The 22,981-nt window shown below is 70.7% G+C and carries 19 protein-coding genes and 2 tRNA genes; 8 read left to right on the top strand and 13 right to left on the bottom strand.

Features of this window, described 5'->3' with window-relative positions; all coding sequences use genetic code 11:
- Positions 1 to 5: 5 nt before the first annotated feature.
- A complete protein-coding gene (locus PPSIR1_RS14170) occupies positions 6 to 1,838 on the bottom strand; it encodes a hypothetical protein (RefSeq protein ID WP_157595537.1) in 1,833 nt (610 codons plus the stop codon).
- Between the two features lie 128 nt (positions 1,839 to 1,966).
- Here PPSIR1_RS14170 and PPSIR1_RS42690 point away from each other — a divergent pair, with 128 nt between their 5' ends.
- The 5 genes from PPSIR1_RS42690 (at position 1,967) to PPSIR1_RS14145 (ending at position 6,458) form a co-directional block, all read left to right on the top strand.
- Positions 1,967 to 3,574 (top strand): L,D-transpeptidase, encoded by a 1,608-nt coding sequence (locus tag PPSIR1_RS42690; protein ID WP_006971770.1) that lies wholly within the window; start codon positions 1,967 to 1,969, stop codon positions 3,572 to 3,574.
- 80 nt (positions 3,575 to 3,654) lie between these two features.
- On the top strand, positions 3,655 to 4,191 hold the full coding sequence (locus PPSIR1_RS14160) for a YfeK family protein (protein ID WP_006971769.1): 537 nt from the start codon (positions 3,655 to 3,657) through the stop codon (positions 4,189 to 4,191).
- Positions 4,192 to 4,195: 4 nt separating this feature from the next.
- Positions 4,196 to 4,624, top strand: coding sequence for a DUF423 domain-containing protein (locus PPSIR1_RS14155; protein ID WP_006971768.1), 429 nt, complete (start codon positions 4,196 to 4,198; stop codon positions 4,622 to 4,624).
- 128 nt (positions 4,625 to 4,752) lie between these two features.
- Positions 4,753 to 5,415, top strand: coding sequence for an ATP-binding cassette domain-containing protein (locus PPSIR1_RS42685; protein WP_006971767.1), 663 nt, complete (start codon positions 4,753 to 4,755; stop codon positions 5,413 to 5,415).
- The gene (locus PPSIR1_RS14145; RefSeq protein WP_006971766.1) at positions 5,412 to 6,458 is read left to right on the top strand and encodes a 2-dehydropantoate 2-reductase; all 1,047 of its coding nucleotides are present in this window, start codon (positions 5,412 to 5,414) and stop codon (positions 6,456 to 6,458) included. The genes PPSIR1_RS42685 and PPSIR1_RS14145 overlap by 4 nt, the downstream gene beginning before the upstream one ends.
- Positions 6,459 to 6,476: 18 nt before the next feature.
- Here PPSIR1_RS14145 and PPSIR1_RS14140 read toward each other — a convergent pair whose 3' ends face one another.
- The 11 genes from PPSIR1_RS14140 to thrS form a co-directional block, all read right to left on the bottom strand.
- Positions 6,477 to 7,001 carry an adenine phosphoribosyltransferase gene (locus PPSIR1_RS14140; RefSeq protein WP_045116006.1) on the bottom strand — a complete coding sequence of 175 codons (525 nt, stop codon included), beginning with the start codon at positions 6,999 to 7,001 and terminating at the stop codon, positions 6,477 to 6,479.
- Between the two features lie 55 nt (positions 7,002 to 7,056).
- Positions 7,057 to 7,806: a 5'/3'-nucleotidase SurE gene (gene surE / locus PPSIR1_RS14135; protein WP_045115988.1), complete on the bottom strand. Its 750-nt coding sequence runs from the start codon at positions 7,804 to 7,806 to the stop codon at positions 7,057 to 7,059.
- 186 nt (positions 7,807 to 7,992) lie between these two features.
- Positions 7,993 to 8,066, bottom strand: a tRNA-Pro gene (locus tag PPSIR1_RS14130).
- Positions 8,067 to 8,207: 141 nt separating this feature from the next.
- Positions 8,208 to 8,864, bottom strand: coding sequence for a MerR family transcriptional regulator (locus PPSIR1_RS46045; RefSeq protein ID WP_006971762.1), 657 nt, complete (start codon positions 8,862 to 8,864; stop codon positions 8,208 to 8,210).
- Between the two features lie 75 nt (positions 8,865 to 8,939).
- Positions 8,940 to 9,224 carry an integration host factor subunit alpha gene (locus PPSIR1_RS14120; protein WP_006971761.1) on the bottom strand — a complete coding sequence of 95 codons (285 nt, stop codon included), beginning with the start codon at positions 9,222 to 9,224 and terminating at the stop codon, positions 8,940 to 8,942.
- A gap of 151 nt (positions 9,225 to 9,375) precedes the next feature.
- Complete coding sequence (pheT, locus tag PPSIR1_RS14115; protein WP_006971760.1) at positions 9,376 to 11,931, bottom strand: phenylalanine--tRNA ligase subunit beta; 2,556 nt, start codon at positions 11,929 to 11,931, stop codon at positions 9,376 to 9,378.
- The gene (gene pheS / locus PPSIR1_RS14110; protein ID WP_006971759.1) at positions 11,925 to 13,025 is read right to left on the bottom strand and encodes a phenylalanine--tRNA ligase subunit alpha; all 1,101 of its coding nucleotides are present in this window, start codon (positions 13,023 to 13,025) and stop codon (positions 11,925 to 11,927) included. Before pheS ends, pheT begins: the two co-directional genes overlap by 7 nt.
- Positions 13,026 to 13,159: 134 nt before the next feature.
- Positions 13,160 to 13,513 carry a 50S ribosomal protein L20 gene (gene rplT, locus PPSIR1_RS14105; RefSeq protein ID WP_006971758.1) on the bottom strand — a complete coding sequence of 118 codons (354 nt, stop codon included), beginning with the start codon at positions 13,511 to 13,513 and terminating at the stop codon, positions 13,160 to 13,162.
- A 3-nt stretch (positions 13,514 to 13,516) separates the two neighbouring features.
- On the bottom strand, positions 13,517 to 13,720 hold the full coding sequence (gene rpmI / locus PPSIR1_RS14100; RefSeq protein ID WP_006971757.1) for a 50S ribosomal protein L35: 204 nt from the start codon (positions 13,718 to 13,720) through the stop codon (positions 13,517 to 13,519).
- Positions 13,721 to 13,955: 235 nt separating this feature from the next.
- A complete protein-coding gene (infC, locus tag PPSIR1_RS14095) occupies positions 13,956 to 14,693 on the bottom strand; it encodes a translation initiation factor IF-3 (RefSeq protein WP_086001323.1) in 738 nt (245 codons plus the stop codon).
- A gap of 333 nt (positions 14,694 to 15,026) precedes the next feature.
- Positions 15,027 to 16,799, bottom strand: a complete 1,773-nt coding sequence (gene thrS / locus PPSIR1_RS14090) for a threonine--tRNA ligase (protein ID WP_006971755.1) — start codon at positions 16,797 to 16,799, stop codon at positions 15,027 to 15,029.
- A gap of 424 nt (positions 16,800 to 17,223) precedes the next feature.
- On the opposite strand from thrS, the gene PPSIR1_RS14085 reads away from it, so the two are divergent.
- Positions 17,224 to 17,295, top strand: a tRNA-Val gene (locus tag PPSIR1_RS14085).
- Between the two features lie 177 nt (positions 17,296 to 17,472).
- Here the strand turns inward: PPSIR1_RS14085 and PPSIR1_RS14080 are convergent.
- Positions 17,473 to 19,392 carry an AMP-dependent synthetase/ligase gene (locus tag PPSIR1_RS14080; RefSeq protein ID WP_006971754.1) on the bottom strand — a complete coding sequence of 640 codons (1,920 nt, stop codon included), beginning with the start codon at positions 19,390 to 19,392 and terminating at the stop codon, positions 17,473 to 17,475.
- A 286-nt stretch (positions 19,393 to 19,678) separates the two neighbouring features.
- On the opposite strand from PPSIR1_RS14080, the gene PPSIR1_RS42680 reads away from it, so the two are divergent.
- Positions 19,679 to 21,520, top strand: coding sequence for a serine/threonine protein kinase (locus tag PPSIR1_RS42680; RefSeq protein WP_006971753.1), 1,842 nt, complete (start codon positions 19,679 to 19,681; stop codon positions 21,518 to 21,520).
- Positions 21,521 to 21,781: 261 nt separating this feature from the next.
- A complete protein-coding gene (locus tag PPSIR1_RS14070) occupies positions 21,782 to 22,960 on the top strand; it encodes a hypothetical protein (RefSeq protein WP_006971752.1) in 1,179 nt (392 codons plus the stop codon).
- Positions 22,961 to 22,981 lie beyond the last annotated feature (21 nt).

The following is a 22,981-nucleotide window of genomic DNA, read 5'->3' as shown; positions in this document are numbered from 1 at the left end:
CCCGCTCACACGCCGTCGCCGAGGCGGGCCTCGAGCAGGCGCTGGTGCGCCGGGATGGCGCGGACCGTGGCCTCGTGCCAGGGGTTCATGACCTCCGCGGCGGCCTTCATGCGATCGGGGTGATCGGCGAGCTCGGCCTCGGAGTTGAGCCACAGGATGCTCAGCCAAAAGTGGGCGAGCACCGGAGCGAGCACCGCCGCGGCCACGGCCAGCTTGGGGATGCGCGCCGGAGGCAGCCGCGGCGGCCGCTCGCCCGAGCTCCCGCCGATGCCCACGCGCTTCGCCGCGGCCAAGGCGACGGCGACCAATGGCACCGACACGACCAGGCTGACGGCCCCGACGATGGCCAGCGGGACCTTGCGCATCGCCCACGCGTCCGCCCACGCGCCCGGGTCGTAGGGCAGCGTGAGCGCGATGAGGTAGCGCTCGGGATCGAGGACGGTCGAGGTCACGGCCGAGTCGATCCACGCCGCGCCAGCCAGCGAAGTCGTCACCAGGCAGGCCAACCCGCCGCCCCCGGCGATCATCCAGCGCAGGCGCACGGCCCGGGCCGCGCTCGCGCCGGAGTCCTCGTCGCGGCGCTCGTGGATGCCGTCGATGAAGCTCTGGATCCACAGCACGCTCGGGATCAGCAGGGGCAAGGCGTCCACGAGCTTGCGCGGGCCAAAGGCCGTGCCCCCGGTCCAGGTTCGGGTCCCGAGCACGGTGTAGGGCGTGATCTCGCGGGTGCCGGCGTCGAGCCAAACCTGCATGGCGAGCAAGACCAGCAGCAAGCCCGCACCGTGCTCGCGGCGGACCACGCCGACGCCGAGGCCAAAGAGGCCGAGGACGAGGACCGGGCACCAGGTGAACACGCCGTGGTGGGTGGAGAACAAAAAGGCCCACAGGTGGTGGCTGACCTCGCCGGCGTAGTCGCCCACGCCGCCGTACATCCACCACTGCACCCGCGGGACCAAGCTGGCCCACAGCGCCCACACGGCGGCCGTGGCCAGCCCGTGCGAGATGAGCAGGCGCCAGCGCTCGGCGCCCGGCAGGCGGCGCGTCGCCAGCCAGCGCTCGTGGGCCACGAGCAGGCAAAAGGGCGCGAGCTGGGGGCGGATCGCCGCGGCCAGGCCCGCGAGCGAGGCGAGGATCAGCGCACGGCCCAGGCCGCCTTCGAGGCCCTTGGGCGCCCCCCGGGCCACGCCCCGGGCCCGCTCGGGGTCGAGGTGCGCGAGCTCGACGGCGTCGTACCAGCGCATGACCAGCGCGCTGACCACGACCGTCCCCCACAGGTGCGGGCGCATGGGCGCCTCGATGGCGTAGTAGGCGATGGGCGTGCCGAACAGGGCGAAGAGCACGAAGGTCAGGGTCAGGCTGCGGCCGAGCTGACGCCGCCGGAGCCACCGCCAGATCGCCACGCCCAGGCCCACGAGCACGAGCTGCGCCCACGCGCTGAGCCCGAGCAAGGGGATCGTCCACCGCGCAACGGGGCCGTCGCGGACCTTGCCCGTCGCGAGCAAGAGCTCGCTCGCCCCCCGACCGAGGAGCCACCCCGGCGCCTGGAGAAAGGTCGCGCCGAACGGCCAGTGGTTGGACACGACCCCGCGCCCGCCGGCGCTGCGCGGGGTGACGAAGGCGAACAGCGGCGACATGCCGAGCTCGGCGTACTCGTCGTCGTAGAGCAGGTCCTGATCCTCGAAGAAGGCGTGCAGGTGGGCGAGCATGCCCGCGCTGTCGGCGTTGTCCGTGGGCATCTGGGCCCAGGGCGCGACGAGCACCACCAGCACCACGAACACCAGCGCCCAGCCCCCGAGCGCGCGCCACCGCCTGCGCCGACTCAGCGGCGGCTCGGGCACGGTCGGCTGCGCGCCCGTGACCGGACCCGTCGCCTCCCCCCGGAGGCCACGGAATGCCGGGACCGATCCAGTCGTATGTTTTTCGCGGGCCGTGAGCCGATGATAGCGTGAGCCCCCGGTCGATCGTCATGAGCGTCCAAGCCCTCCTCCTCGCCCACACCCTGCGCGCCCTGACAGGGCTCGAGCCGGACCCCACCCAGGTGCCGGGGCAGCTCCCAGCCCAGGCCCAAACCGGCACCGAGGCCGAAGTCCGCGCGGAGGTCGTGCTCTCGGACACCGAGGTCGAGTACGTCGAGGCGACCTGGAGCGAGACCGTGATCCGCGGCCGCCCCTGGGTCCCCCACAAGCGCGTGGCGACGGTGTCCGAGGGCACCCGCCTGGTCGTCCGCGGCGTGGTCGAGAGCCGCGACGACCAGGGCTGCAAGGGCAAGCCCTGGTACGCGGTCTACCCCTTCGGCTACGTGTGCTCCCAGCACGTGCGCGAGACCAAGAAGGCGCCGGCTCCGGGCACGGCCATGGCGCTGGGCGAGGGCAAGCGCCTGCCCTTCACCTACGCCTACGTCCGCGCCGACGGCGTGCCGCTCTACGCCGGCTACGCCGACATCGACGCGGGCATCCCCACCCGACCGCTGACCAAGGGCATGAGCGTGGTCGTCGCGCGCAGCCTCGAGTACGACGGCTACGAGTGGATCCAGACCCGCGACGGCGCCTTCATCCCCAAGTCGGGGATCCGCTACGGCGGCCAGGGCAGCGCCTTCGCAGGCGTCGAGTTCAGCGGCGACGGCAGCTACCACGGGCCGAGCTTCGCGTGGACCCACGGGGTCAAGGGCACCCGCGTCCGCACGGCACCCAGCCCCAAGGCCGAGATCGTCCAGACCCTCCCGCTGCGCACCCGCGTGCCCCTGCTCGAGCGCGCCGACTCCCAAGACGGCGGCGGCGAGGTGTTCTGGCGCGTGGGTGAGGGCCAGTGGATCGACGCCTCGGTGCTCAACGAGGTCCACCTCATCGAGCCCCCCGCGGACGTCCTCGCCGGCTGGCGCTCCGAGCACGTCGGCAACGACCAGTGGGTCGACGTCGACCTCGGCGAGCAGGTCCTCGTGGCCTACCGCGGGCACCAGGCCATGTTTGCGACGATGATCTCGTCGGGCCGCAGCCACGCGACGCCCCGGGGCAACTACCCGATGTGGGCCAAGGTCGCGTCGACGACCATGGCCAACCAGGCCTACGAGGACAAGCCCTACATGGTCCAGGGCGTGCCCTGGGTCGTGCTCTTCCAGGGCCACAACGCGCTCCACGGCGCCTACTGGCACGACAAGTTCGGCAACAAAAAGAGCCACGGCTGCGTGAACCTGGCGCCCCTCGACGCGCGCTGGGTGTTCGAGTGGCTCGGGCCCTCGCTGCCCGTGGGCTGGACCGGCTACCTGCCGAGCGACCTCCAGCGCAGCCCCGTGGTCCACGTGCGCGACTCGTCCAAAGCCACCGAGTTCGTGCAGGAGCGACCGATCGGACCCCCCGACCGCGAGGCCGAGAAGGCCCGCGCCGAGGAGGCCGAGGCGCGCCGCGCCGCCGCGGCCGTCGACGCCCCCGTGCTCGACCCCTCCGACCGCTACGACCCGAGCTTCGTCCCCGGCGGGCGGGTGTCCGACACCCTCGACGTCGGCGGACAGGCCCAGGGCGACGGCGAATCGGGCGCGCGCCTCGAGGCCCGCGAAGACGTCGACCTGCTGCCTGGCTAGTCGGCTGGCCTCGGGTCCTGGCCTCGGGTCCTGGCTTCGGGTCCTGGCCTCGGGGCGGATCGGCCACTATCGTCAAGCTCGTGACCCCTCGGCGCAGCGCACGGCCTCTCAGCCTCGCCCTCGTCGCGCTGCTGCTGCTCCCCGCGGGCTGCGGCGCCCGCAAGGTCGACGACGGCCGCCGCCACGAGCCCATGCGCCGACCGCCGCCAGCGGACCTCGAGCGCCCCCCTGCCCCCGCGCGCCCCGACGCGCCCGAACCGTCCGAGGCGGGCGCCGCTGGGGCCGAGCCCCCGGACCAGCCCGAGCCCCTCGCCGAGCCGCCCGTGCGCGAGGCCGCCATCGGCGAGGCCCTCGATCGCATCCGCGCCAGCGGCCTGCGCTTTTACGTCCTCGACGACGACCCCGAGGCCACGCCCGACGAGTACACCGGCCACCAGTTCGCCAGCTTGCTCGAGTCGAAGGCCGACTGGATCGCCTACGACGTCACGACCCTCGCCGAGTGGATCCCGACGGTCGCAACCCAGACCTTCGTCGGCGGCGTGGCCTATGAGGTCCAGCTCCCAGACGGCACCCGCCAGGGCGTCGCCGAGTGGCTCCGCAGCCCCCCGAGTCCGTGAGTCCATGACCCAGCCAAGCCCTCCCCCGAGTCCCCGCTCCGAGCCTGCGCCCTCCTGGCCGCTGACCGCCGCCGCCATCCTCGGGCTGCTCGGCGTCGCCGCCGGGGCCTTCGGCGCCCACGGCCTGCGCGAGATCGTCGACGCCGAGCAGCTCGAGTGGTGGCAGACCGCGGCCCGCTACGAGCAGATCCACGCCGTGGTCCTGCTCGTCGTCGCCTGGGCCCCCGGTCCCTGGACGCGGGCCCGACGGATCTCCGCCCAGGCCTTCGTCGTCGGCGTGCTGATCTTCTCGGGCACGCTCTACGCCATGGCCCTCGGCGGGCCTCGCGTACTCGGCGCGGTGACCCCCCTGGGCGGGCTGGGGCTCATGGCCGGCTGGGCCTGCATCGCCGTCCACGCCCAACAGACTCGAACGCGCGCGAAGTCGGGCTGAAACTCTGCGCTCCCGGGCCGAGTCCGAAGGGGGAAGCGGAAAGACGCGCCGCTTCGAGTCGCTACCTCTGGCCGCGGGTGGACCCTGATCCCTCGTCTCACCCGCGGACCAGGGGTATTTTTTGGCGAATGTCCGCCCCTCCCCTGCGCGCCCGTGGCCTGAGCAAGCGCTACCTGACCCGCGCCGTGCTCGACGGCCTGGATCTCGAGGTCGCCGGCGGCGAAGCGGTCGCCCTGCTCGGGCCCAACGGCGCGGGCAAGTCCACGCTGCTCGGGTGCGTGTGCGGGACGGTCATCCCCGACGCCGGCTCCGTCGAGATCGGCGGCCACGTCCTCGACGCCGCCCCCATCGCCGCGCGCGCGGCCCTGCGCTACCTCCCCCAGGAGACCGAGCACCCCGCCGGACTGACCGGTCGGGAGCTGCTGCGCTTCCACGCCGAGGTGTTCGGGGATCTCAGCCCCGCGAGCCTCGAGCGCGCCGAGGCCCTCGCCAAGCTCGGCCCGGCCCTCGACCACCTGGCCACGACCTACAGCGTGGGCATGCGCCGGCGCCTGGCCGCTGCCTGCCTCGTCCCGGGGCGCGCGGCCCTCTACGTGTTCGACGAGCCCTTCGCCGGCCTCGACACCCAGGCCCGGGAGGGCCTGCTCGCCTGGATGCGCGCGCTCTTGGCCGAGGGCGCCGGGCTGCTGCTGGCCGCCCACGAGCAGGACCGCTGGGCCCTCGACGCCCTCGACGTCCGGCCCTTCCCGCTGACACCCCCAACTCCGCCAGCGCCGGAGGCCCAGCCGTGAGCGCCCTGCACGTCGGCGTGATCGGGGCCGGGGCCATCGGCGTGCACGTGGCCTTGCGCCTGGCCCACGCGGGCGCCGAGGTCACCGTGCTCAGCCGCGCCCGCGGCAAAGCAGAAGCGGAGGCCGGCATCCTCCACGCCGCCAGCCTCGACGGCGAGCGCGTCCCCCAGACCCCCGATCGCCTGCGCTTCGTCACCGATCCCCAGGCCCTCGCCGCGACCGAGCTGATCCTGCTGTGCGTCAAGTCCAAGGACACGCGCAGCGCCTGCGAGCCCCTCGTCGCCCTCCCCGACGCCGCGCGGCGTCCCGTGGTCTCGTTCCAAAACGGCCTGCGCAACCCCGACACCATCGCCGCCCTCGAGCTCCCCGCCGTCGCCGGCATGGTCAGCTTCAACGTCAACCGCGTCGACGAGGACGGCCGCGCCGTCTACCACCAGGCGACGAGCGGACCGCTGATGAGCGCGACGGGCTCCTCCGCCCACGAGCGCGCGCTCTTGGCCCGACTCGCCGCGCTGTCCGAGGCCGCCGGCATGCCCTTCGAGCGCCGCGCCGACATGCGATCGGTGCAGACCGGCAAGCTCCTGCTCAACCTCAACAACGCGATCTGTGCCCTGTCCGGGGTGTCCATCGCGACCTCCGTGCGGACCCGAGACCTGCGCCGCAGCTTCGCCGCGTCCATGCGCGAGGGCCTGCGCATCTACGCCGCCGCGGGCGAGCGCCCGGCGACCATCGGCAAGCTCCCGTCCCGGCTGATCGCCTGGCTCCTGCCGCTGCCCGACGCCGTCGTCCTGCGCGTGGCCAAGTCGCTGATCACCATCGATCCGCGGGCGCGCTCGAGCACCCTCCAGGACCTCGAGGCCGGCAAGCGCACGGAGATCGAGTCCCTCAACGGCGAGCTCGTGCGGCTGGCGGAGGCCGCCGGGGCGCCGTGTCCGATCAACCGGTGGATCGTCGACGAGGTCCACCGCCTCGAGGCCATGGATACGCCCGCCTTTCACGATCCGGCCGCGCTGTGGGCCGCGATTCAGCCCCTGACGCGCTGAGCTCGGCGCCGGCAGCCCCTAAAAGTGCAGCACGGCCTCGACCCGAGCCCCGCCGAGGACCTCGCGCCCGTTCAGGAAGTCGAGCTCGATGAGGAACAGGTAGGCCAGGACGGTGCCGCCGAGGCGCTCGATGAGCCGCCCGGTGGCCGCCGCGGTCCCGCCGGTCGCCAGCAAGTCGTCGACGACGAGCACCCGGGCGCCCTCGGCGAAGGCGTCGGCGTGCATCTGCAGGGCGTTCTCGCCGTACTCGAGGGCGTAGCGCTCTTCGACGGTCGCGGCCGGCAGCTTGCCCGGCTTGCGGGCGGGCACGAAGGCCGCGCCGAGCTGCTGGGCGAGGATCGGCCCAAACAAAAAGCCCCGCGACTCCATGCCCACGATGACGTCGACCTGCTCGGCGAGGTCGGCCACGTGGCTGTGGTGGAGCGCCGAGGCGGCGCGGAACAGCTCGGCGTCGGCGAGCACCGGGGTGATGTCCCGGAACAGGATCCCTTCCTTGGGGAAGTCGGGGACGCTCCGGATGGCCTCGCGGACGCGGGCGCGCAGGGCTTCGGTGTCGGGGGCCGCGGGGGTGTCGATGGACAGCGTGTCGGACATGGGGTCACTCGGGGTTGAGAGCGCGGGCCCAGTCATCGATCTCGGGGGCGGTAATGTCCAGCTCCAGGGGCGTGATCGCGGCGAAGCCCTCGGCCACCGCGCCCAGATCCTCGGTCGCGCCCGCGTCGTGCTCGGCCGGCGGCCCGCCGATCCAAAAGTAGGGCCGCCCGCTCGGATCCTGGCGCTCGTCGACCTTGTCCTCGTAGCGCCGGTGACCCAGGCGCGTGACCCGGAGGCCCCCGTGGGCCTCGCAGGGCACGTTGAGGTTGAGCAGGTGGCGCTCCCCCGTGGCCGAGCGCTCGAGCAGCATGGGCACCAGCGTGCGCACGAAGGGCGCGGCCAGCTGGGGCGCGCCGCCGGGCTCGACGGACACGGCCAGCGCCGAGCTCCCGCGGATCAGGCCCTCGCGCGCGGCTCCGACCGTGCCCGAGTAGAACACGTCGGCGCCGAGGTTGTAGCCGGGGTTGATCCCGGACAGCACCAGGTCGGGGGGGCGCTCGCACAGGTGCAGGGCCGCCAGGTAGACGCAGTCCACGGGGGTCCCGGAGACCGCGTACCAGTTGCGACCAAACTCGGGGGCGGGCTCGCTGCGCAGCGAAGAGCGCAAGGTGATGGCGTGGCTAAAGCCACTGCGCTCGGAGGTCGGCGCGCACACGAGCACATCGCCGAACTCCCCCGCGAGCTCGGCCAGAACCCGCAGGCCCGGCGCGCGGATACCGTCATCGTTCGAGACCAGGATTAGAGGGCGGCTCACGACGGCGGTTATAGGCTGGTTTGGCCGCGATTTCGTGCGCGCTAGGTCTCGGGCGGAGCAACTTTCCCGGCGTTCACCGGATTTTGCGCAGGCAGCATTTGCGCCTGGGAGAGTGCGCGCTCTGCCGCGTCCGTGTGCGCAGCTTAAAAAGTAACGGTCCTTCCGAAGAAGGACCGTCTCCCGTCGTCGGGGCGAAAGGATTCGAACCTTCGACCCCTTGACCCCCAGTCAAGTGCGCTACCAGACTGCGCTACGCCCCGGCGGGAACGGGGGGATATCAACTCGGGGCCGGGGGTGCAAGGCCAGAAGCTCGAGAATTGCCCTGAACTGGACGAGGAAGAAGTCACACCGGCGCCGAGAGCGGATCTCAGTGACCTCCCACGGGGCCTTCGGCTGGCCCCTCACTCGCCGTAGGGACTCCGCGGCGGCCGGTCGAGCAAGGGCTGGCTAGGCTGGCTCTGCGCCGGCGACTCCTGCCCCTCTCGCTGCGCCCGGACCCCCGCGGCACCACCTGCCTCGCGCACGAAGGCCGAGGGATCGGCCGCGAGGTGGCCCGGGCCGGGATCCGAGCGGACCGCCGCCGCGAGCAGATCGAGGTGCTCGCGGACCCGAGCGAGGGATTGCCGCGCCTTGTAGACCCCGCTGACCGTCGCCGGCTGCACCTTGCCTGCACCTCCGCGCAGCTCCTGCTTGGCCCCCGCGATGGTGAACTTGCGCTCGTAGAGCAAGTGCTTGATGCGCAGCAGGTTCTCGACGTCCTTGCGCCGGTAGACCCGCTGCTGAGACCGGGACTTTTGCGGCTTGATGATTGGAAACTCTGTCTCCCAGTAGCGCAGCACGTGGGCAGCCACGCCGACGATGTCCGAGACCTCGCCGATCTTGAAGTAGAGCTTGTCCGTCCCGAGCTCGAGGCTGTCGGCGCTCGCGCCCCGCCGTCGGCTCGACGTCTTCTTGGTCGACCGCTTGCCCTTTTTGGCCGCGGCCTTTTTGTTCGCGGCCTTCTTCTTCGAGGTCTTTTTGGACCCAGCCGCGCGCTTTTTGTCGCTATCGCTCGTCAATCTCGTGTCTCGTCGGTGGCGCCTGGAACGGGCCTCCCCTGAGAGAATCCGGGGTCAATCGCCCGATGCTCGGAATCACTCGCCCGAATTCAGCGCGACCTTGAGGACGTTGCTGGGCTTGAAGGTGAGCACTCGCCGCGCCTCGATCGTGATCTCGTCGCCGGTCTGCGGGTTGCGCCCGGGCCGGGGCTTCTTGTCCCGCACCACGAAGTTGCCGAAGCCGGAGATCTTGATCTTCTCCCCGGTCTCCAGGACCTGCTTCATGGTGTCGAACACCTGGTCGACCAGGTCGGCGGCCTCCTTCTTGGAGAAGCCACCGACGCGATCACAGACCTTGTCGACGATGTCAGCCTTGGTCATCCCGTTCCTCCAGCGCCGATCCTCGCGCGCTTCGAGCTCGCGTGCAAGCCTTTGTGATCGTTGAAAAAATTAGATCTCCATGCGAGTGATGGTCGAGGCCGGGGAGCGGCGCCCCCAGGCCTCGACAAAGCGAAGGTGATCTCGCGCGAGATCAGCGCACGCGAAGCCCAGGATCCCGCTCGCGGAGCGCGGCGCAGGCAGACTCGACCACGGCATCGTGAAGAGCTTGGACCTCTGCGTCGGTCACGCTGCGGCCCTGGGCGCGGTAATGCAGGCGCAGCAAGAGCGCGTGTCGCCCGTCCTCGACCCCAGCGCCGCGGTAGTCCTCCCGCGCTTCGAGCCCGCCGCGCAAGCCGCTGGCGTCGGCGGCCGAGGCGAGGCGAACGGGATCGTCGCCCTCCCCCGCGTCCCGAGCGAGGTAGGCCGTGCGGATCGCGGAGATCGCGTCGCACGCCGAGATCGCATCGCTGAGATCCAAGGACAGATCCCGGGCCGAGGACGGAAAGCGCGGCGCGTCGGCGTAGGCGACCTCGACGTCCGCGAGGGCCTCGAGCCACAGCTCGCCGTAGGCCAGCTCGAACTCGCTCGCCTCACCCAGGCTCCGGCCTGCGCGCAGGTCGGGGTGCAGCTCTCCGGCCACGCCGACCTGGCGGTCCTCGACCCACAGACCAGCCTGAACACCCGGATGGAGCCAGGACACGCCCTCCCCGCTCACCCGCGGCTCGGCCCAGATGCCCTGAGCCTCGAGCGCGAACAGCAGGTCACCGAGCACCTGCCGGGCCAGGCCGCCCTCGCGGGGACCCTCGACCTGCTGGCCGCGGAGCACGGCCAGGCGCGTCGACTCTCGCGGCAAGCGGGCGTCGACCTCGGCGGTCGGGCCTTCGCCAGCCTCGACCGCGGCCTCGGGCCAGGCGTAGACCCGGCCCAGCTCGCAAAAGCCCACGGGACGATCGTGGCGAGCCCGGTTGACCGTGGCCGCGTCGAGCAGGCCCGGGAGCATGTGGGTCCGCATGACCGCGAGCTGGCTGCGCAGCGGGTTGGTCAGCCGAACCATGCGCGCCTTGGGCACCTCGGCCGTGAAGGGCTCGAGGGCCTGCTCGCTGCAAAAAGCCATGGACAGCTGCTCGTGCAGGCCCTCCCCGCGCAGCGCCGCCGCCAGGCCCTCGGCCAGGGTCCGCTGGGGATCCTCGGGGATGGGCGTGGGCAGCTCGCGGACCGGGTTGTGCTTGGCGACGATGCGCTCGAGGCCGTGGTGGCGCATGACCTCCTCGATGAGGTCGACGGAGCGGGTCAGGTCCGGGCGGAAGCTCGGCGGCGTGCACCGCCAGCTCGGTTCGCTCGCGCCTTCGACAGCCTCGAGGTGGACGCCCAGGCCCTCGAGGATGCGGGCGGTCTCCTCGGCGGCGATCTCCAGGCCCAGCAGCGCCTCGACCTGGCTCGCGCGCAGCTCGATGACCGGCGGCTGGGGGCGCTCCCCCGTGGCCTCGGCCCAGGCGACGGCCTTCGCCCCGCACAGCTCGCTGAACAGGTGCACGGCCCGGCGGGCGGCGAGCTCGAGCTTGCCGTCGTCGTCGACGCCCCGCTCGAAGCGGTGGCTCGAGTCCGTGTGGAAGCCGTGGCGCTTGGCGCTGCGCCGGATGCCCTTGGGCTCGAAGTAGGCGATCTCGAGGAGCAGCGTGCTCGTGCCCGAGTCGACCATGGACTGGGCCCCGCCCATGACCCCCGCGAGGGCCTGGGGCGCCGAGGCGTCGGCGATGACCAGGTCGTCCTCGACGAGCTCGATGGCCGTCTCGTCGAGGGTCGTCATGGGCTCGCCCGCCGCGGCCTGGCGGATCACCACGCGGCCCTCGGCGAGCTTGGCCCGGTCGAAGGCGTGCATGGGCTGGCCGGTCTCCATGAGCACCAAGTTGGTGATGTCGACGGCGTCGTTGATGGCGCGCAGGCCCACCCGGTGCAGGCGAACGCGGAGCCAGTCCGGCGAGGTCCCCACGGACGCGCCCTCGAGGGCGTAGCCGAGGTAACGACCGCAGCGGTCGCCTGCGGGCAGCTCGACCAGGCCCGCGTCCACGGGCAGCTCGCCGCCCTTCCAGTGCGCCGGCGTCTGCGTGGAGCTGTCGAGGGCCACGGCCAGGTCGATGGCCACGCCCATGTGCCCGAGGGCGTCGGGGCGGTTGGGCGTGACGGCGATCTCGATGACCGTGTCGACGATCCCCGGGATCTGGTCGCTCAGCTTGGCGCCGGCCGGCCAATCCTCGGGCAACACCAAGATCCCCTCCCCGTCCGCGCCGATGTCCATCTCGACCTCGGAGCAGATCATCCCGAAGGACTCGACGCCCCGGACCTTGCGCGCGCCGATGCTGAAGTCGCCGGGCAGCACCGTGCCCACGGGGGCGAAGGCCACCTTGCCGCCGGGCTCGGGCAGGTTGCTGGCGCCGCACACCACCTGGATGAGCTCGCTGCCGTCGAAGAGCTGGACGAGGTTGAGCTTGTCGGCGTTGGGGTGCTTCTCGACCGAGCGCAGCTCGCCGACGATGACCCCGTCGAGGCTGTAGTGGGTCACGCCCTCGACCTCGAGGCCGAGGCTGGTGAGGGTGTCGGCGATGGCCTCGGCGGAGACCTTGCCGTCCGCGAGCTCGCCCGCGTTCGGACCGACGACGATCGGCGCGCCGGCCAGGAGTTCATTGAGCCAGTTGCACGAGATCAGCATGGGAACTGCTCCAGGACGCGCTGGTCGCCTTCGAAGAAGTGCTTGAGGTTGGGGACGGCGTAGCGAAGCATGGCCATGCGCTCGATGCCGAAGCCGAAGGCCCAGCCGGTGTAGACGCTCGAGTCGATGCCGCAAGCCTCGAACACCGCGGGGTGGACCATCCCGGACCCGCCGATCTCGATCCACCCGGTCTGCTTGCACAGGCCGCAGCCCGCGTTCTCACCGGTGTGCTCGTCGCGGCAGAAGGGACACTGCATGTCGAACTCGGCCCCGGGCTCGACGAAGGGGAAGAAGCTGGGCCGGAAGCGGACCTCGAGGCCCTCGCCGAAGAAGGCCCCGACGAAGGCGTAGAGCGTCGCCTTGAGGTCGGCCATGGTCACCCCGCGGTCGACGTAGAGCCCCTCGATCTGGTTGAACATCGGCGAGTGGGTCGGGTCGTCGTCGTTGCGGAACACCGTGCCCGGGGCGACGATCTTGATCGGCGGCGGGTGGCTCAACATCGTCCGCACCTGCACCGGCGAGGTGTGGGTGCGCAGCACGAACGAGGGCGAGGAGTCCCCCTCGCCTGCCTCCACGCCCTCGGGCGGGGTGATGAAGAAGGTGTCCTGCATGTCCCGCGCGGGGTGGTCGGGCTCGAAGTTGAGGCGATCGAAGTTGTAGTCCTCGACCTCCACGTGCGGGCCGTCGAGGACGTCGAAGCCCAGACGCCGGAACACCTGCTCGAGCTGCCGACGGGTGCTGAGCACGGGGTGGCCCGAGCCCGCGCGGCGCCGCTGAGGCTGGAAGCTCAGGTCGACCCGGCGGGCGAGCTCTCGCGCCCGGGCCAGCTCGACGAGCTCGAGCTTGCGCGCCTCGATCCCGCCCTCGACGGTCTGCTTGACCGCGTTGAAGGCCTGGCCGAGGGCCCGGCGCTGGTCCGGGGGGACCTTGCCCATCAGCTTGCGCAGCTTGGTGATGGAGCCCTTTTTGCCCAGGAAGCGGACCTGCAGCGCGTAGAGGCCCTCGTCGTCTTCGACCTCGGGCAGCGCGGCCTCAAAGGCCTGCTGTTGCTCGCGCAGCAGGTCTTCGGTGTTGGGGGTGCTGTCGTTCGCCATGGTGAATCTCGGTGGTTCGAGGAAGAGATCGGGTACGTCGGCGGGCGGAGACTATCAGCCCAGCTGGCCGACCAAAACCAACGCAAAAGACCCGAGCCGTAGGGCCCGGGTCTTCCTGCACGTCGAGTTGGGGTTCAGAGCGCAGCGCGGGCCAGGTCGACGACCTTGGCAAAGCCGGCGGGATCGACGATCGCCAGGTCGGCGAGGACCTTGCGGTCGAGCTCGATGTTGGCCTTCTTGCAGCCAGCCATCATGCGGCTGTAGGTGAGGCCGTTTTGGCGGGCGCCCGCGTTGATGCGGACGATCCACAGACGACGCATGGTCCGCTTCTTCTGCTTGCGGCCGGTGTAGGCGTGCATCCACGCGTGGTGGACGGCCTCGACCGAGCGGCGGTACATGGTGCGGCGACCCTCGCGGAAACCGCTCGCGGACTTGCGGATGCGGTTGCGGCGACGGCGGGCTTTAAATCCTCGTTTGGCGCGGGGCATGGCTCACTTCGCTCCGTAGGGCAGCATCTCTTTGATGCGCTTTTGATCGGGCTCGGACGCGACCGTCATGCCGCGAAGCCGGCGAATGCGGGTCGGGCCCTTCTTGGTCAGGATGTGGTTCTTGTGCGAGTGCTTCCGCTTGACCTTACCGGAAGCGGTGAAGCGAAAACGCTTCTTGGAACCGCTGTGGGACTTCATCTTGGGCATGGCTTGTCCTCTGAGGTTGCCCTCGGAGCTCGAAGGCGTGCAGGGGGTCGGTTGTCTACACCGAAGCGTGGCGCTGGGCAAGGGGACGGGCGGCTTTGCTTTGGGGGCCAAGTTTGGTCCCTCTCCGGCGTTCGCGCCGTCCCCAAGACGAAGGCCCCGAACCAGTCTGTGGGACCAGCTGGGGCCTTCGAGGGGCCTTTGAGGGGGTAGAAGCGGCAGAGCCCTCAGGCCCCGCTCAGACGGGCGCGGTCTCCGCGGAGGGCTCCGCAGCCTCGTCTTGGTCCGCGGCCGGCTCGGGAGCGCCGGTGTCGTCGCTCGTCGGGCGAGGGCCCGTGGGCTTGCTCTCGCCCGCAGCCCGGGTCCGCCGAGTCGATCGCTCCGGAGCTGGGGCGCGCTCGATGACCGGTGCTGGCTTGGCGTTCACGTCCCGGCGAGCCTTGGGCGCGAGGATCATGCTCATCCGGTTGCCCTCCATCGACGGCACCTGGATGACCGTGGCGAGGTCCATGACCTCCTTGATCACGCGGTTGAGCACGTCACGACCGGTCTCGGGGTGGACGACCTCGCGGCCGCGGAACTGCACGAGCAGGCGGACCTTGTTGTTGTCCTCGAGGAAGCGCCGGGCGTGCTTCACCTTGAAGGTGAAGTCGTGATCGTGGGTCTTGGGCCGGAACTTGACCTCTTTGAGCTCCTGGCTCTTCTTGTTCTTTTTGGCGTCCCGCTCGCGCTTGGCATTTTCATACTTGAATTTGCCATAGTCCATGATCTTGCAGACCGGAGGGGAGGCCTTGGGGTTGACCTCGACCAGCTCCAAGCTCTGCTCGTCTGCGCGCCGCATGGCGTCCTGGGTCGCCAGGATGCCCAAGGAGGATCCGTCGGCATCGATCACGCGGACTTCGCGAACTCGAATGCGCCGACCAACTCGGTGGGTCTCCTTCTTGCGGGGTGCGGGCTTTGAACGTTTGCGTCCGATTGTTTCGTTCTCCTGAAAAAATCTCGAAGACCCGGCCAATACCCGAATTGGGTTTCCGGCCGGGTCGGGTGCACGTTGGCCCCTGCGGGGGCGTTCGTCAAGCCCGTCCAGGCGTGGGCAGGCGAGTGAGTTTGGGCGGGCGTTGGGGGCACCACCCCGCCAAGGCCCGGCAAGGCCCGGCAAAGCCCACCAAAGCCCGCTAGCTGCGCGCTATCGGGCGCGCGGCTGGGCCAAACCCGCCACAGAGCCGCCCAGAGTGGTCCTCCGGGCAGGGTAGGTGGGGCAAGCTGCCCCCCTGCCCTCGACGGGTCTCCCGGGGTTTCCGCGGGCTGCTCAGCCGGGGACCGATCCCTCGACGGCGATCCGGGCCACGAAGTCCTCGAGGGACTCGAGCGCGCCGGTCTTGCCGTCGCGGGTCCGCGGCGCCACGCCCTGGGCCTCGACCTCCTTGTCGCCGAGCACCAGCATGTAGGGCACGCGCAGCAGCGTCGCCTCGCGGATCTTGAGGCCGAGCTTCTCGCTGCGGTCGTCCGTGGTCACGCGCAGGCCGGCGGCCTTGCACGCCGCCTCGACCTTGCGGGCCCACTCGGCGTGGGCGTCGGTGATCGGCAAGATGGCGATCTGCACGGGCGCGAGCCAGGTCGGGAACTTGCCCGCGGTGTGCTCGAGGTAGACGCCGAAGAAGCGCTCGAGGCTGCCGAGCATGGCCCGGTGGATCATCACCGGGCGCGCCCGGGCGTCGTCGGCCGACACGTACTCGAGCTTGAAGCGCTCGGGCAGCTGGAAGTCGAGCTGGCAGGTGCCGAGCTGCCACGGACGGCGCAGGGCGTCGCGGACCCCAAAGTCGATCTTGGGCCCATAGAAGGCCCCGTCGCCCTCGTTGATGGCGTAGTTGATGCCCTGGCGGGTGAGCACGTCGGCGAGCGCCTTCTCGGCCCGATCCCAGGTCTCGAGCTCGCCGAGGTAGCTGTCCGGGCGCGTGGAGATCTCAATCTCCACGTCCTCGAAGCCGAAGGCCTCGTAGGTCTCGAGGATCATCGAGGTCACCGACTCGATCTCCTGCTCGAGCTGATCGAGGCGGCAAAACACGTGGGCGTCGTCCTGGCAAAAGGTCCGCACGCGGGTCAGGCCGTGGGTCACGCCCGCGCGCTCGTAGCGGTGCAGGCGACCAAAGTCCGCCATGCGGATCGGCAGCTCGCGGTAGCTCTTGCGGGTCTGACGATAGAGCACGCAGTGGCCCGGGCAGTTCATCGGCTTGACCCCGAACTCGCGGTTGTCGATCTCCGACGAGAACATGTTGTCCTTGTAGTGATCGTAGTGTCCGCTCGTGCGGAACAGCTCCATGTCGAAGATCTGCGGGGTGATGACCTCGCCGTAGTCGTACTTGCGGTAGAGCTTGCGGACGTACTCCTGCAGCAAGTTGTAGATGGTCGCCCCGCGCTCGGTGAAGAAGGGGCTCGCCGGCGCGATGGGGTCGAAGTGGAACAGGCCCAGCTCGACGCCGAGCTTCCGGTGGTCCCGCTTCTTGGCCTCCTCGAGGGCCGCGAGGTGCTTTTTGAGCTGCTTTTTGTCGGCGAAGGCCGTGCCGTAGAGGCGCTGGAGCATCGGCCCCTTCTCGTTGCCGCGCCAGTAGGCCCCGGCCACGCGCAGCAGCTTGAAGGCCCGGACGGCCCCGGTCTCCTTGACGTGCGGGCCCCGGCACAGGTCGACGAAGTCACCGGAGCGGTACAGGGTCAGCGTCGCGTCCTCGGGGATCGAGGCGATGGTCTCGACCTTGAAGTCCTCGCCCGCCGCCTCGAACAGCGCCCTGGCGGCGTCCCGGCTGACCTCCTCGCGCTCGAAGGGGTGCCGGGCCTTGGCGATGGCCTTCATCTTGTCCTCGATCGCCGGGAAGTCGTCCGGCGAGAGGCGGTGGTCCATCTGGATGTCGTAGTAAAAGCCGTCCTCGGTGTGGGGCCCGAAGGCCAGCTTGGCGTCGGGCCACAGCTGCTTGATCGCGTCGGCCATCACGTGGGCGGCGCTGTGTCGCAGGGTCTCGAGCTTGGACAGCTCCGGGACCGAGGGGTCGATCATGTGCTTGATTTCTTGGTCGTGCTCCGAGGCCATGTCGGGTCTCCAAAGGGGGTCGCGCCCGCGAGGCGCGAGTGTCGTCGCTCCGCCCCGGGTTGTGAAGTCCAGACGACCACTGCGATCGCATCGACCAGACCGGGGCAGCGAATCACTGCTCAGTCGTAGTCGTAGTCGAGAAGGTCGAGCGTCCCGCGCACGTCGCATCGGCGCCCGAGACCCGCGCGGGGTCCTGGGGCACGAAACAGACGCTTGCGCTGGCTTCGCGGGACATCCTCGAAACCAGCGTGGCAGGGGGGCTTTGGGCTGTCAAACGTGGCTCGTGAATTTTCGAAGCCGCGCAGCTCGCCTCCATCCGCGAGCCGGCTCACGAATCACCAGACAGCGCCGCCACCAAACCCCTTGACCCGGGGCCAAAGGCGCGATACCTACCCGTCCCCGACGCGAACGCGTCACCCCACACAGGACTGTAGCTCAGGGGTAGAGCGCTACCTTGACACGGTAGAGGTCGGCGGTTCAAAGCCGCCCAGTCCTAACGAAGAAAGAGGCTCCTTTGGAGCCTCTTTCTTCGTTGGGACTTCTACATTTTTTAGAGGGGCGCGCACGCCCCTCTCCCCTTGCCCGCGCCCCCTCGGGCGCGTTGGTTGGTGGCGTGTCCGGAGGCCTTCACTCCAGCGACCCCTGTCTCGGACGATCCCGGTGGCCCCCGGTCTCAGCGCGTGTAGAGGCTGTCGATGAGCTCCGCGTAGCGGGCCTCGACGGCGCGGCGCTTGAGCTTTTGGGTCGGGGTGACGAAGTCTGCGCCGAAGGGCTCGGTGGGGATCGTGAACGCCTTGATGGTCTCGTAGCTCTGCAGGCCGCGGTTGATCGCGTCGATGTAGCCGCCGACGAGCTCGCGGATGCGCGGGTGCCGGGCCAGATCGGCGTAGCCGTGGCACCCGAGCCCCTCGCGCTCGGACAGGGCCATCATGTCGTCTTCGTCGAGGCCGACGAGAGCGACCAGGTGAGGTCGGCGATCGCCGCTGACCAGGGCGTGGGCGATGCCGACGCGGGCGCTGAGTCGTGCCTCGATCTTCTGGGGCGCGACGTTCTTGCCGCCGGCCGTGATGATCAGGTCCTTGAGCCGGCCGGTGATCCGCAAAAAGCCGTCCTCGAGCTCGCCGATGTCGCCGGTGTGCAGCCAGCCCTCGGCGTCGATGCGCGCGGCGGTCTCTTCGGGCAGGTCGTGGTAGCCGGCCATGATGTTGCGCCCGCGCAAGAGCACCTCGTCGTGGGGGCCGATCAGCACCTCGCAGCCGGGCAGCGCCGGGCCGACGGTGCCAAAGCGGAAGCGATCGGGGCGGTTGACGTGGGTCGCCCCGGTGCTCTCGGTCAGCCCGTAGCCCTCGAGGATCAGCATGCCGAGGGCGTGGAAGAACTCGGCGGTGTCCCGGGCCAGGGGCGCGGCCCCGCACACGAAAAAGCGCAGCTTCCCGCCGAAGCGGGCGCGCACGCCCTCGAACAGGGCCTTGTCGGCGAGGCGGTGCTGGCCGGCGAGCAGCGGCGGGATGGCGTCGCCGCGCTGGCGCAGGGCGCTGACCCGGCGGCCGACCTCGAGGGCCTTGGCGATCGCGGCCCGCTCGGGCCGGCTGCGCTTGGCGAACTCGGCCTCGAGGGCCAGCTGCATCTTCTCGTAGAGGCGCGGCACCCCGCCGACGTAGGTCGGCGCGACCTCGGTCATGTCGAGGGCCACGGAGCTCATGCCCCGCTCGGCGAAGGCCGTGACGGCGCCGCTTTCGATCGCCGCCCACAGCAGGTGGCGGGCGAAGATGTGCGCGAGGGGCAGGACGAGCAGCTGCTGATCCGTGCGATCGACGGCGATGCTGTTCTTGATCGCCCACGCCTCGTAGACGAGGTTGCCGTGGGTCAGGATCGCGCCCTTGGGCCTGCCCGTGGTCCCGGAGGTGTAGACGAGGGTGAAGGGGTCCTCGGGCAGGGTCTGCTCCGTCGCCACGGCCATCTGCGTGGCGGCCTCGTTGACGCCCTGGAGCGCCTGGCGGCCCCGCCGACGCAGATCCTCGGAGCTGATCCAGCGGATGCCTTCGGCGCTCGCCTTGGCCCGCTCCGCGCCCAGGGGCAGGATGCCCGGGAGGTTCTCGACGTTGGCGTCGCGCCGGCGGGTGTCGAGGAGCACGACGTGGCGCAACGGGCTGGCCGCCTCCGCGCCGCGCTCGTGCTCGAGGAGCCGGCGCAGGCGCGTGGGATCCTCGAACAACACCACCCGACAGCCCGCGTCGCGGATCAGAAAGTCGATGTCCGAGCCCGTCGAGGTCGCGTAGATGGGCACGCACACGGCCCCGCACAAAGCGAGCCCGACGTCCCACAGCGCCCACTCGACGCGCGTGCTGGCCATCAAGCCGACGCGCTCACCAGGCGCGACGCCGAGCACCTCGACCAGACCCGCCGCGAGCTCGCGGGCCGCCTGCTCCCACTCTCGCCAGCTCATGGGACGCCAGACCCCGTCTCGCTTGAAACGCAGCGCCGTCAGCCGCGGGGACTTGCGCACCCGGGCGAGGAACATCTGCATCACGTTGGGGTAGTTCAGACCCTCGGCCGGTCGGGCCTTGAAGCGCGTCGATGGCTCGGAGCTCACCGCGCCCGAGCATAGCCGTCTGCGCCCGCAGCGAAACTGCGCCAACTCCGCCCTCCCCCACTGCTCGCCTCAGCAGCGACGATCGGGATCCCCTCGCGCCCCGCCTCGTCAAGACCTCCCCCCGAGCCCGTGTCCTCCGCCGCACACGCACACGCAGCCGCGTTCACGGCCAACGTGCAAGTAGTTGCGCGTTTTGTCCCATGAGTGGTGGACGTCGGCTCCTTTTCAGCCGACCATCGCTGGGCCTGCGAGCCGAGAAACGGCCGAGGCTCCGCGTTTCCGACCCATGCCGAGCCTCGCTGGGCAAAAACTGGACAAGTACGACATGCTCGAAGAAGTCGGGCATGGCGGCATGGCCGTGGTCTATCGCGGGCGCGACACCGTGTTGGATCGCGAGGTCGCGGTGAAGGTCCTTCACGCCCACCTCGCGGACCGCGAGGAGTCGAGGCGCCGGCTCCAGCGCGAGGCCAAGACCGTCGCCAAGCTGCACCACGACAACATCGTCGAGATCTTCGACAGCTCGGACCCGACGTCCACCAAAGAGAGCTACATCGTCTGCGAGTTCATCCACGGCGAGACGCTCCGGGACTGGATCGACGCGGCGCACGAGAGCCGGCCGGTGATCGCCGCGATGATCACCCACCGGCTGTGCCTGCCCCTGGACCACGCCCACTCCCTGGGCATCGTCCACCGCGACATCAAGCCCGAGAACGTGATGATCCGGACCGACGGCTGCCTGAAGCTGATGGACTTCGGCATCGCGCAGATCCTCGACACGCAGCGGCTGACGACGACGGGGCAGCTGCTCGGGAGCCCGGCCTACATGGCCCCGGAGCTGATCAGCGGCAAGCCCGTCGACAAGCGCATCGACATCTTCGCCCTCGGGGTGATGCTCTACCAGCTGTCCACCGGCGAGCTGCCCTTCGCCGGGCGCAACCCCGCCCAGGTCCTCAACCGCATCCTCGAGGGCGACTACAAGGCCCCCGGCCTCGTCGATCCCCGGGTCGACGGCGAGCTCGAGGGGATCATCGCCAAGGCCCTCGCGCGCTCGCCCGCGGACCGCTATCAGACCGCCGCCGCGCTGGCCAAGGACCTCGAGTACTACCTCGCCAACATCGACGTGGAGGCCTCGGTCGCCGAGCTGGCCAAGTACTTCGACGGACCGGCGGCCTACGTCCCGGGCCTCGACGATCGGGTCTGTCGGGCGCTCACGCGCAAGGCCGCCCAGGCGATGCGCGACGGCAACGGGGCCCGGGCGCTCAAGCTGCTCGGGCGCGTGCTCGAGATCAACCCCGACGACACCCGCGCGGCGGCCATGCTCGATCGCGTGCGCGTCCGCGGCCAACGCATGCGCCAGGCCACGGGCGCCGCGGGGCTGCTGGCCTTCGTGGGCATCGTCGCCGCGGGCGTGATGCTGCTGCGCCCCGAGCCGCCGACCCCCGGCGAGCTCGACAGCGAAGATCCGGCGACCAACGGCGCCTTCGACCACGTCATCCCCACGAAGACGCCCAGCAAGGCGCCGCCCGTGGCCGAGGGCGAGACCGGCACGGACACCGGCGAGACCGGGGAGACCGAGACCGACACCGGCGGCTCGGCGCCGAACATCCCCAACCGCGTGCAGCCCTGGCGCCCGTCGACCAGCACCCCCTTTTCGTGCACGGTCCGCATCGACGGGCTGCCGGCGGCCGTCCTCGCGGGCGGGGACTACAGCCTCGACGTCGGCGGCGTGACCAAGAGCCTGCCCTCCTCGGGCGAGATCGTGCTCAACCTCGACAAGCGCACGAAGGTGGAGCTGAAGGGCACGAGCTACGAAGGCGGGCTCTACCTCGACGCCGAGCCGTGCCAAAAGGAGGGCAAGCTGCTCCTGCGCGCCCGCACCAAGCCTGCGACCCTCGACTTCCAAGCCGGCGCCATCCCCCTCGACGAGCTCGGGGTCACGTGCACCTCCGGCTGCAACGAGCGCGACGAGGTCGCCAGCCAGTTCCCGGCCCTCCCCTTCCCCAAGGACCAGACCGAGATGAACGTCACCCTGGTGTTCAAGGCCAAGCACTACCGCGAGCTGTCCCGGGAGTTTCAGCTCTACCCGGGGCGCAACAAGGTGCTCGTATCGCTGGAGCCCATCGAGTAGGTAGCGGTTTGCGCGCGCCCCCGTGACGCTGGCGTTTCAGGGGCGCACATCCAGGCAGGCGCGAGCGCGCCCCCGCGCAGCTGCCTGCTCGCTCCCCCAAAGCCCGTCCAGCGCTCGGCCCCGCCCCTTGGGCTGTCGGAGTCGGAAATTTTCGGTACGCTCCGCGTCCTACCCTCGCGGATGCATCGTCCCGAACTCATCGCGAGGCGCCGAGCCTCCCGGACTGCCATCGCGGTTGCTGCGCTCCCTTGCGCGACGGCCTTGGCCTGCTTCCTCGGCGCGGCCACGCCCGCCCACGCGGCGCCCGCGGGTGACGACGCGCCCGGTGCTGCGGCGTCCGCGGTCGGCCCCGAGGGATCCTCCGAAGACCCCGAAGCCGCGGCGACCGCGGACGACCAGCAGCCCCCGCTGTCCAAGGAGGAGGCCCAGGCCACGGTCGAGGCGGCCATCGAGGCCTGGCGCGCGGGACAGTGGACGCAGGTCCGCGACCTCCTCGAGCCCTACGTCCGCGACGCCGAGCGCATCGTCGATCCCTTCCTGCGCGAGCAGGCCCTGCGCTACCTCGCCGAGGCCACGCTCTACGACCCCGGCCTCGACGGCAACGAGCGCGAGGCCCTCGCGCGCGGCTACATCGAGCGCATCCTCGACCAGCAGAGCACCTGGACCCCGCCCAGCGGCATCCACGGCCGGCTGTTCTACGACCTCGCCGGCGTGACCAGGGCCGAGCGCGACTCCCAGGCGGCCTCGGCCTGTCAGGGCCAGCTGCTCACCTGCGAGGCCGATCTGGGCGAGCTCGACGCCGACCACCGCTCGCTGATCGGCGATCACGCGACGCTGCAAGAGGCCTACGACAGCCAGCTCGTCGAGCGCACCCAGGTCATCCAGCGCAACCGCGGCCTGGCCCTCATCCCCTTCGGCGTCGGTCACTTCACCGGCGGTCGGATGTGGCTCGGCGGCCTGTTCGTGGGCCTCGAGGCCGTCACCGGCGGGGCCGGGCTGGCGCTCATCCTCACCCGCAACACCGCGTACGGCTGCCAACGCACGGCGGGATTCCAGCCTGGCTCGTTGATTTGCACCGTCGACGACGAGCTCTCGGACGCGCAGGTCGCCCAGGTCGAGCGCGAGATCGAGACCATCCGCGACGTCGAGCAGGCCATGGGCATCGCCTTCCTCAGCCTGGTCGTCCTCGACGTCGCCCTGTCCCAGGTGCTGTTCGAGCGCTTCGAGGTCGTCCGCATCGACGAGGTCCCGCGCAACGAGCTGACCTCGCCCACCGCGGGCGACGACAGCCCCTCCGCCGGTCCTGGAGGCCCTGCTGGAGCCGGGGGCGGATCGAGCGAAGCCAGTGCTAAAATGCGTCTGCGACCGAGCCCCGTGTTCTTCTCCGGGCCCTCCGGCCTCCCCGCCGGCGGCGGCCTCGGGCTCAGGATCCAATTCTAGACCGCTCCCCCGACCGGAACC

The sequence above is a fragment of the Plesiocystis pacifica SIR-1 genome (assembly GCF_000170895.1).
GTDB classification, from domain to species: domain Bacteria; phylum Myxococcota_A; class Polyangia; order Nannocystales; family Nannocystaceae; genus Plesiocystis; species Plesiocystis pacifica.
Note: the sequence above shows the minus strand (reverse complement) of the source record. Positions and strands in the feature narration are given on the sequence as shown.

Excerpts from the sequence above, each read along its gene's own strand:
- PPSIR1_RS42685 (WP_006971767.1), top strand. The coding sequence starts at position 4,753 with ATGTCCGCCCCTCCCCTGCGCGCCCGTGGCCTGAGCAAGCGCTACCTG.
- PPSIR1_RS14120 (WP_006971761.1), bottom strand. The coding sequence starts at position 9,224 with ATGACCAAGGCTGACATCGTCGACAAGGTCTGTGATCGCGTCGGTGGC.
- PPSIR1_RS42690 (WP_006971770.1), top strand. The coding sequence starts at position 1,967 with ATGAGCGTCCAAGCCCTCCTCCTCGCCCACACCCTGCGCGCCCTGACA.
- pheS (WP_006971759.1), bottom strand. The coding sequence starts at position 13,025 with ATGGCGAACGACAGCACCCCCAACACCGAAGACCTGCTGCGCGAGCAA.
- rplT (WP_006971758.1), bottom strand. The coding sequence starts at position 13,513 with ATGCCCCGCGCCAAACGAGGATTTAAAGCCCGCCGTCGCCGCAACCGC.
- pheT (WP_006971760.1), bottom strand. The coding sequence starts at position 11,931 with ATGCTGATCTCGTGCAACTGGCTCAATGAACTCCTGGCCGGCGCGCCG.
- PPSIR1_RS14155 (WP_006971768.1), top strand. The coding sequence starts at position 4,196 with ATGACCCAGCCAAGCCCTCCCCCGAGTCCCCGCTCCGAGCCTGCGCCC.
- rpmI (WP_006971757.1), bottom strand. The coding sequence starts at position 13,720 with ATGCCCAAGATGAAGTCCCACAGCGGTTCCAAGAAGCGTTTTCGCTTC.
- thrS (WP_006971755.1), bottom strand. The coding sequence starts at position 16,799 with ATGGCCTCGGAGCACGACCAAGAAATCAAGCACATGATCGACCCCTCG.
- PPSIR1_RS42680 (WP_006971753.1), top strand. The coding sequence starts at position 19,679 with ATGCCGAGCCTCGCTGGGCAAAAACTGGACAAGTACGACATGCTCGAA.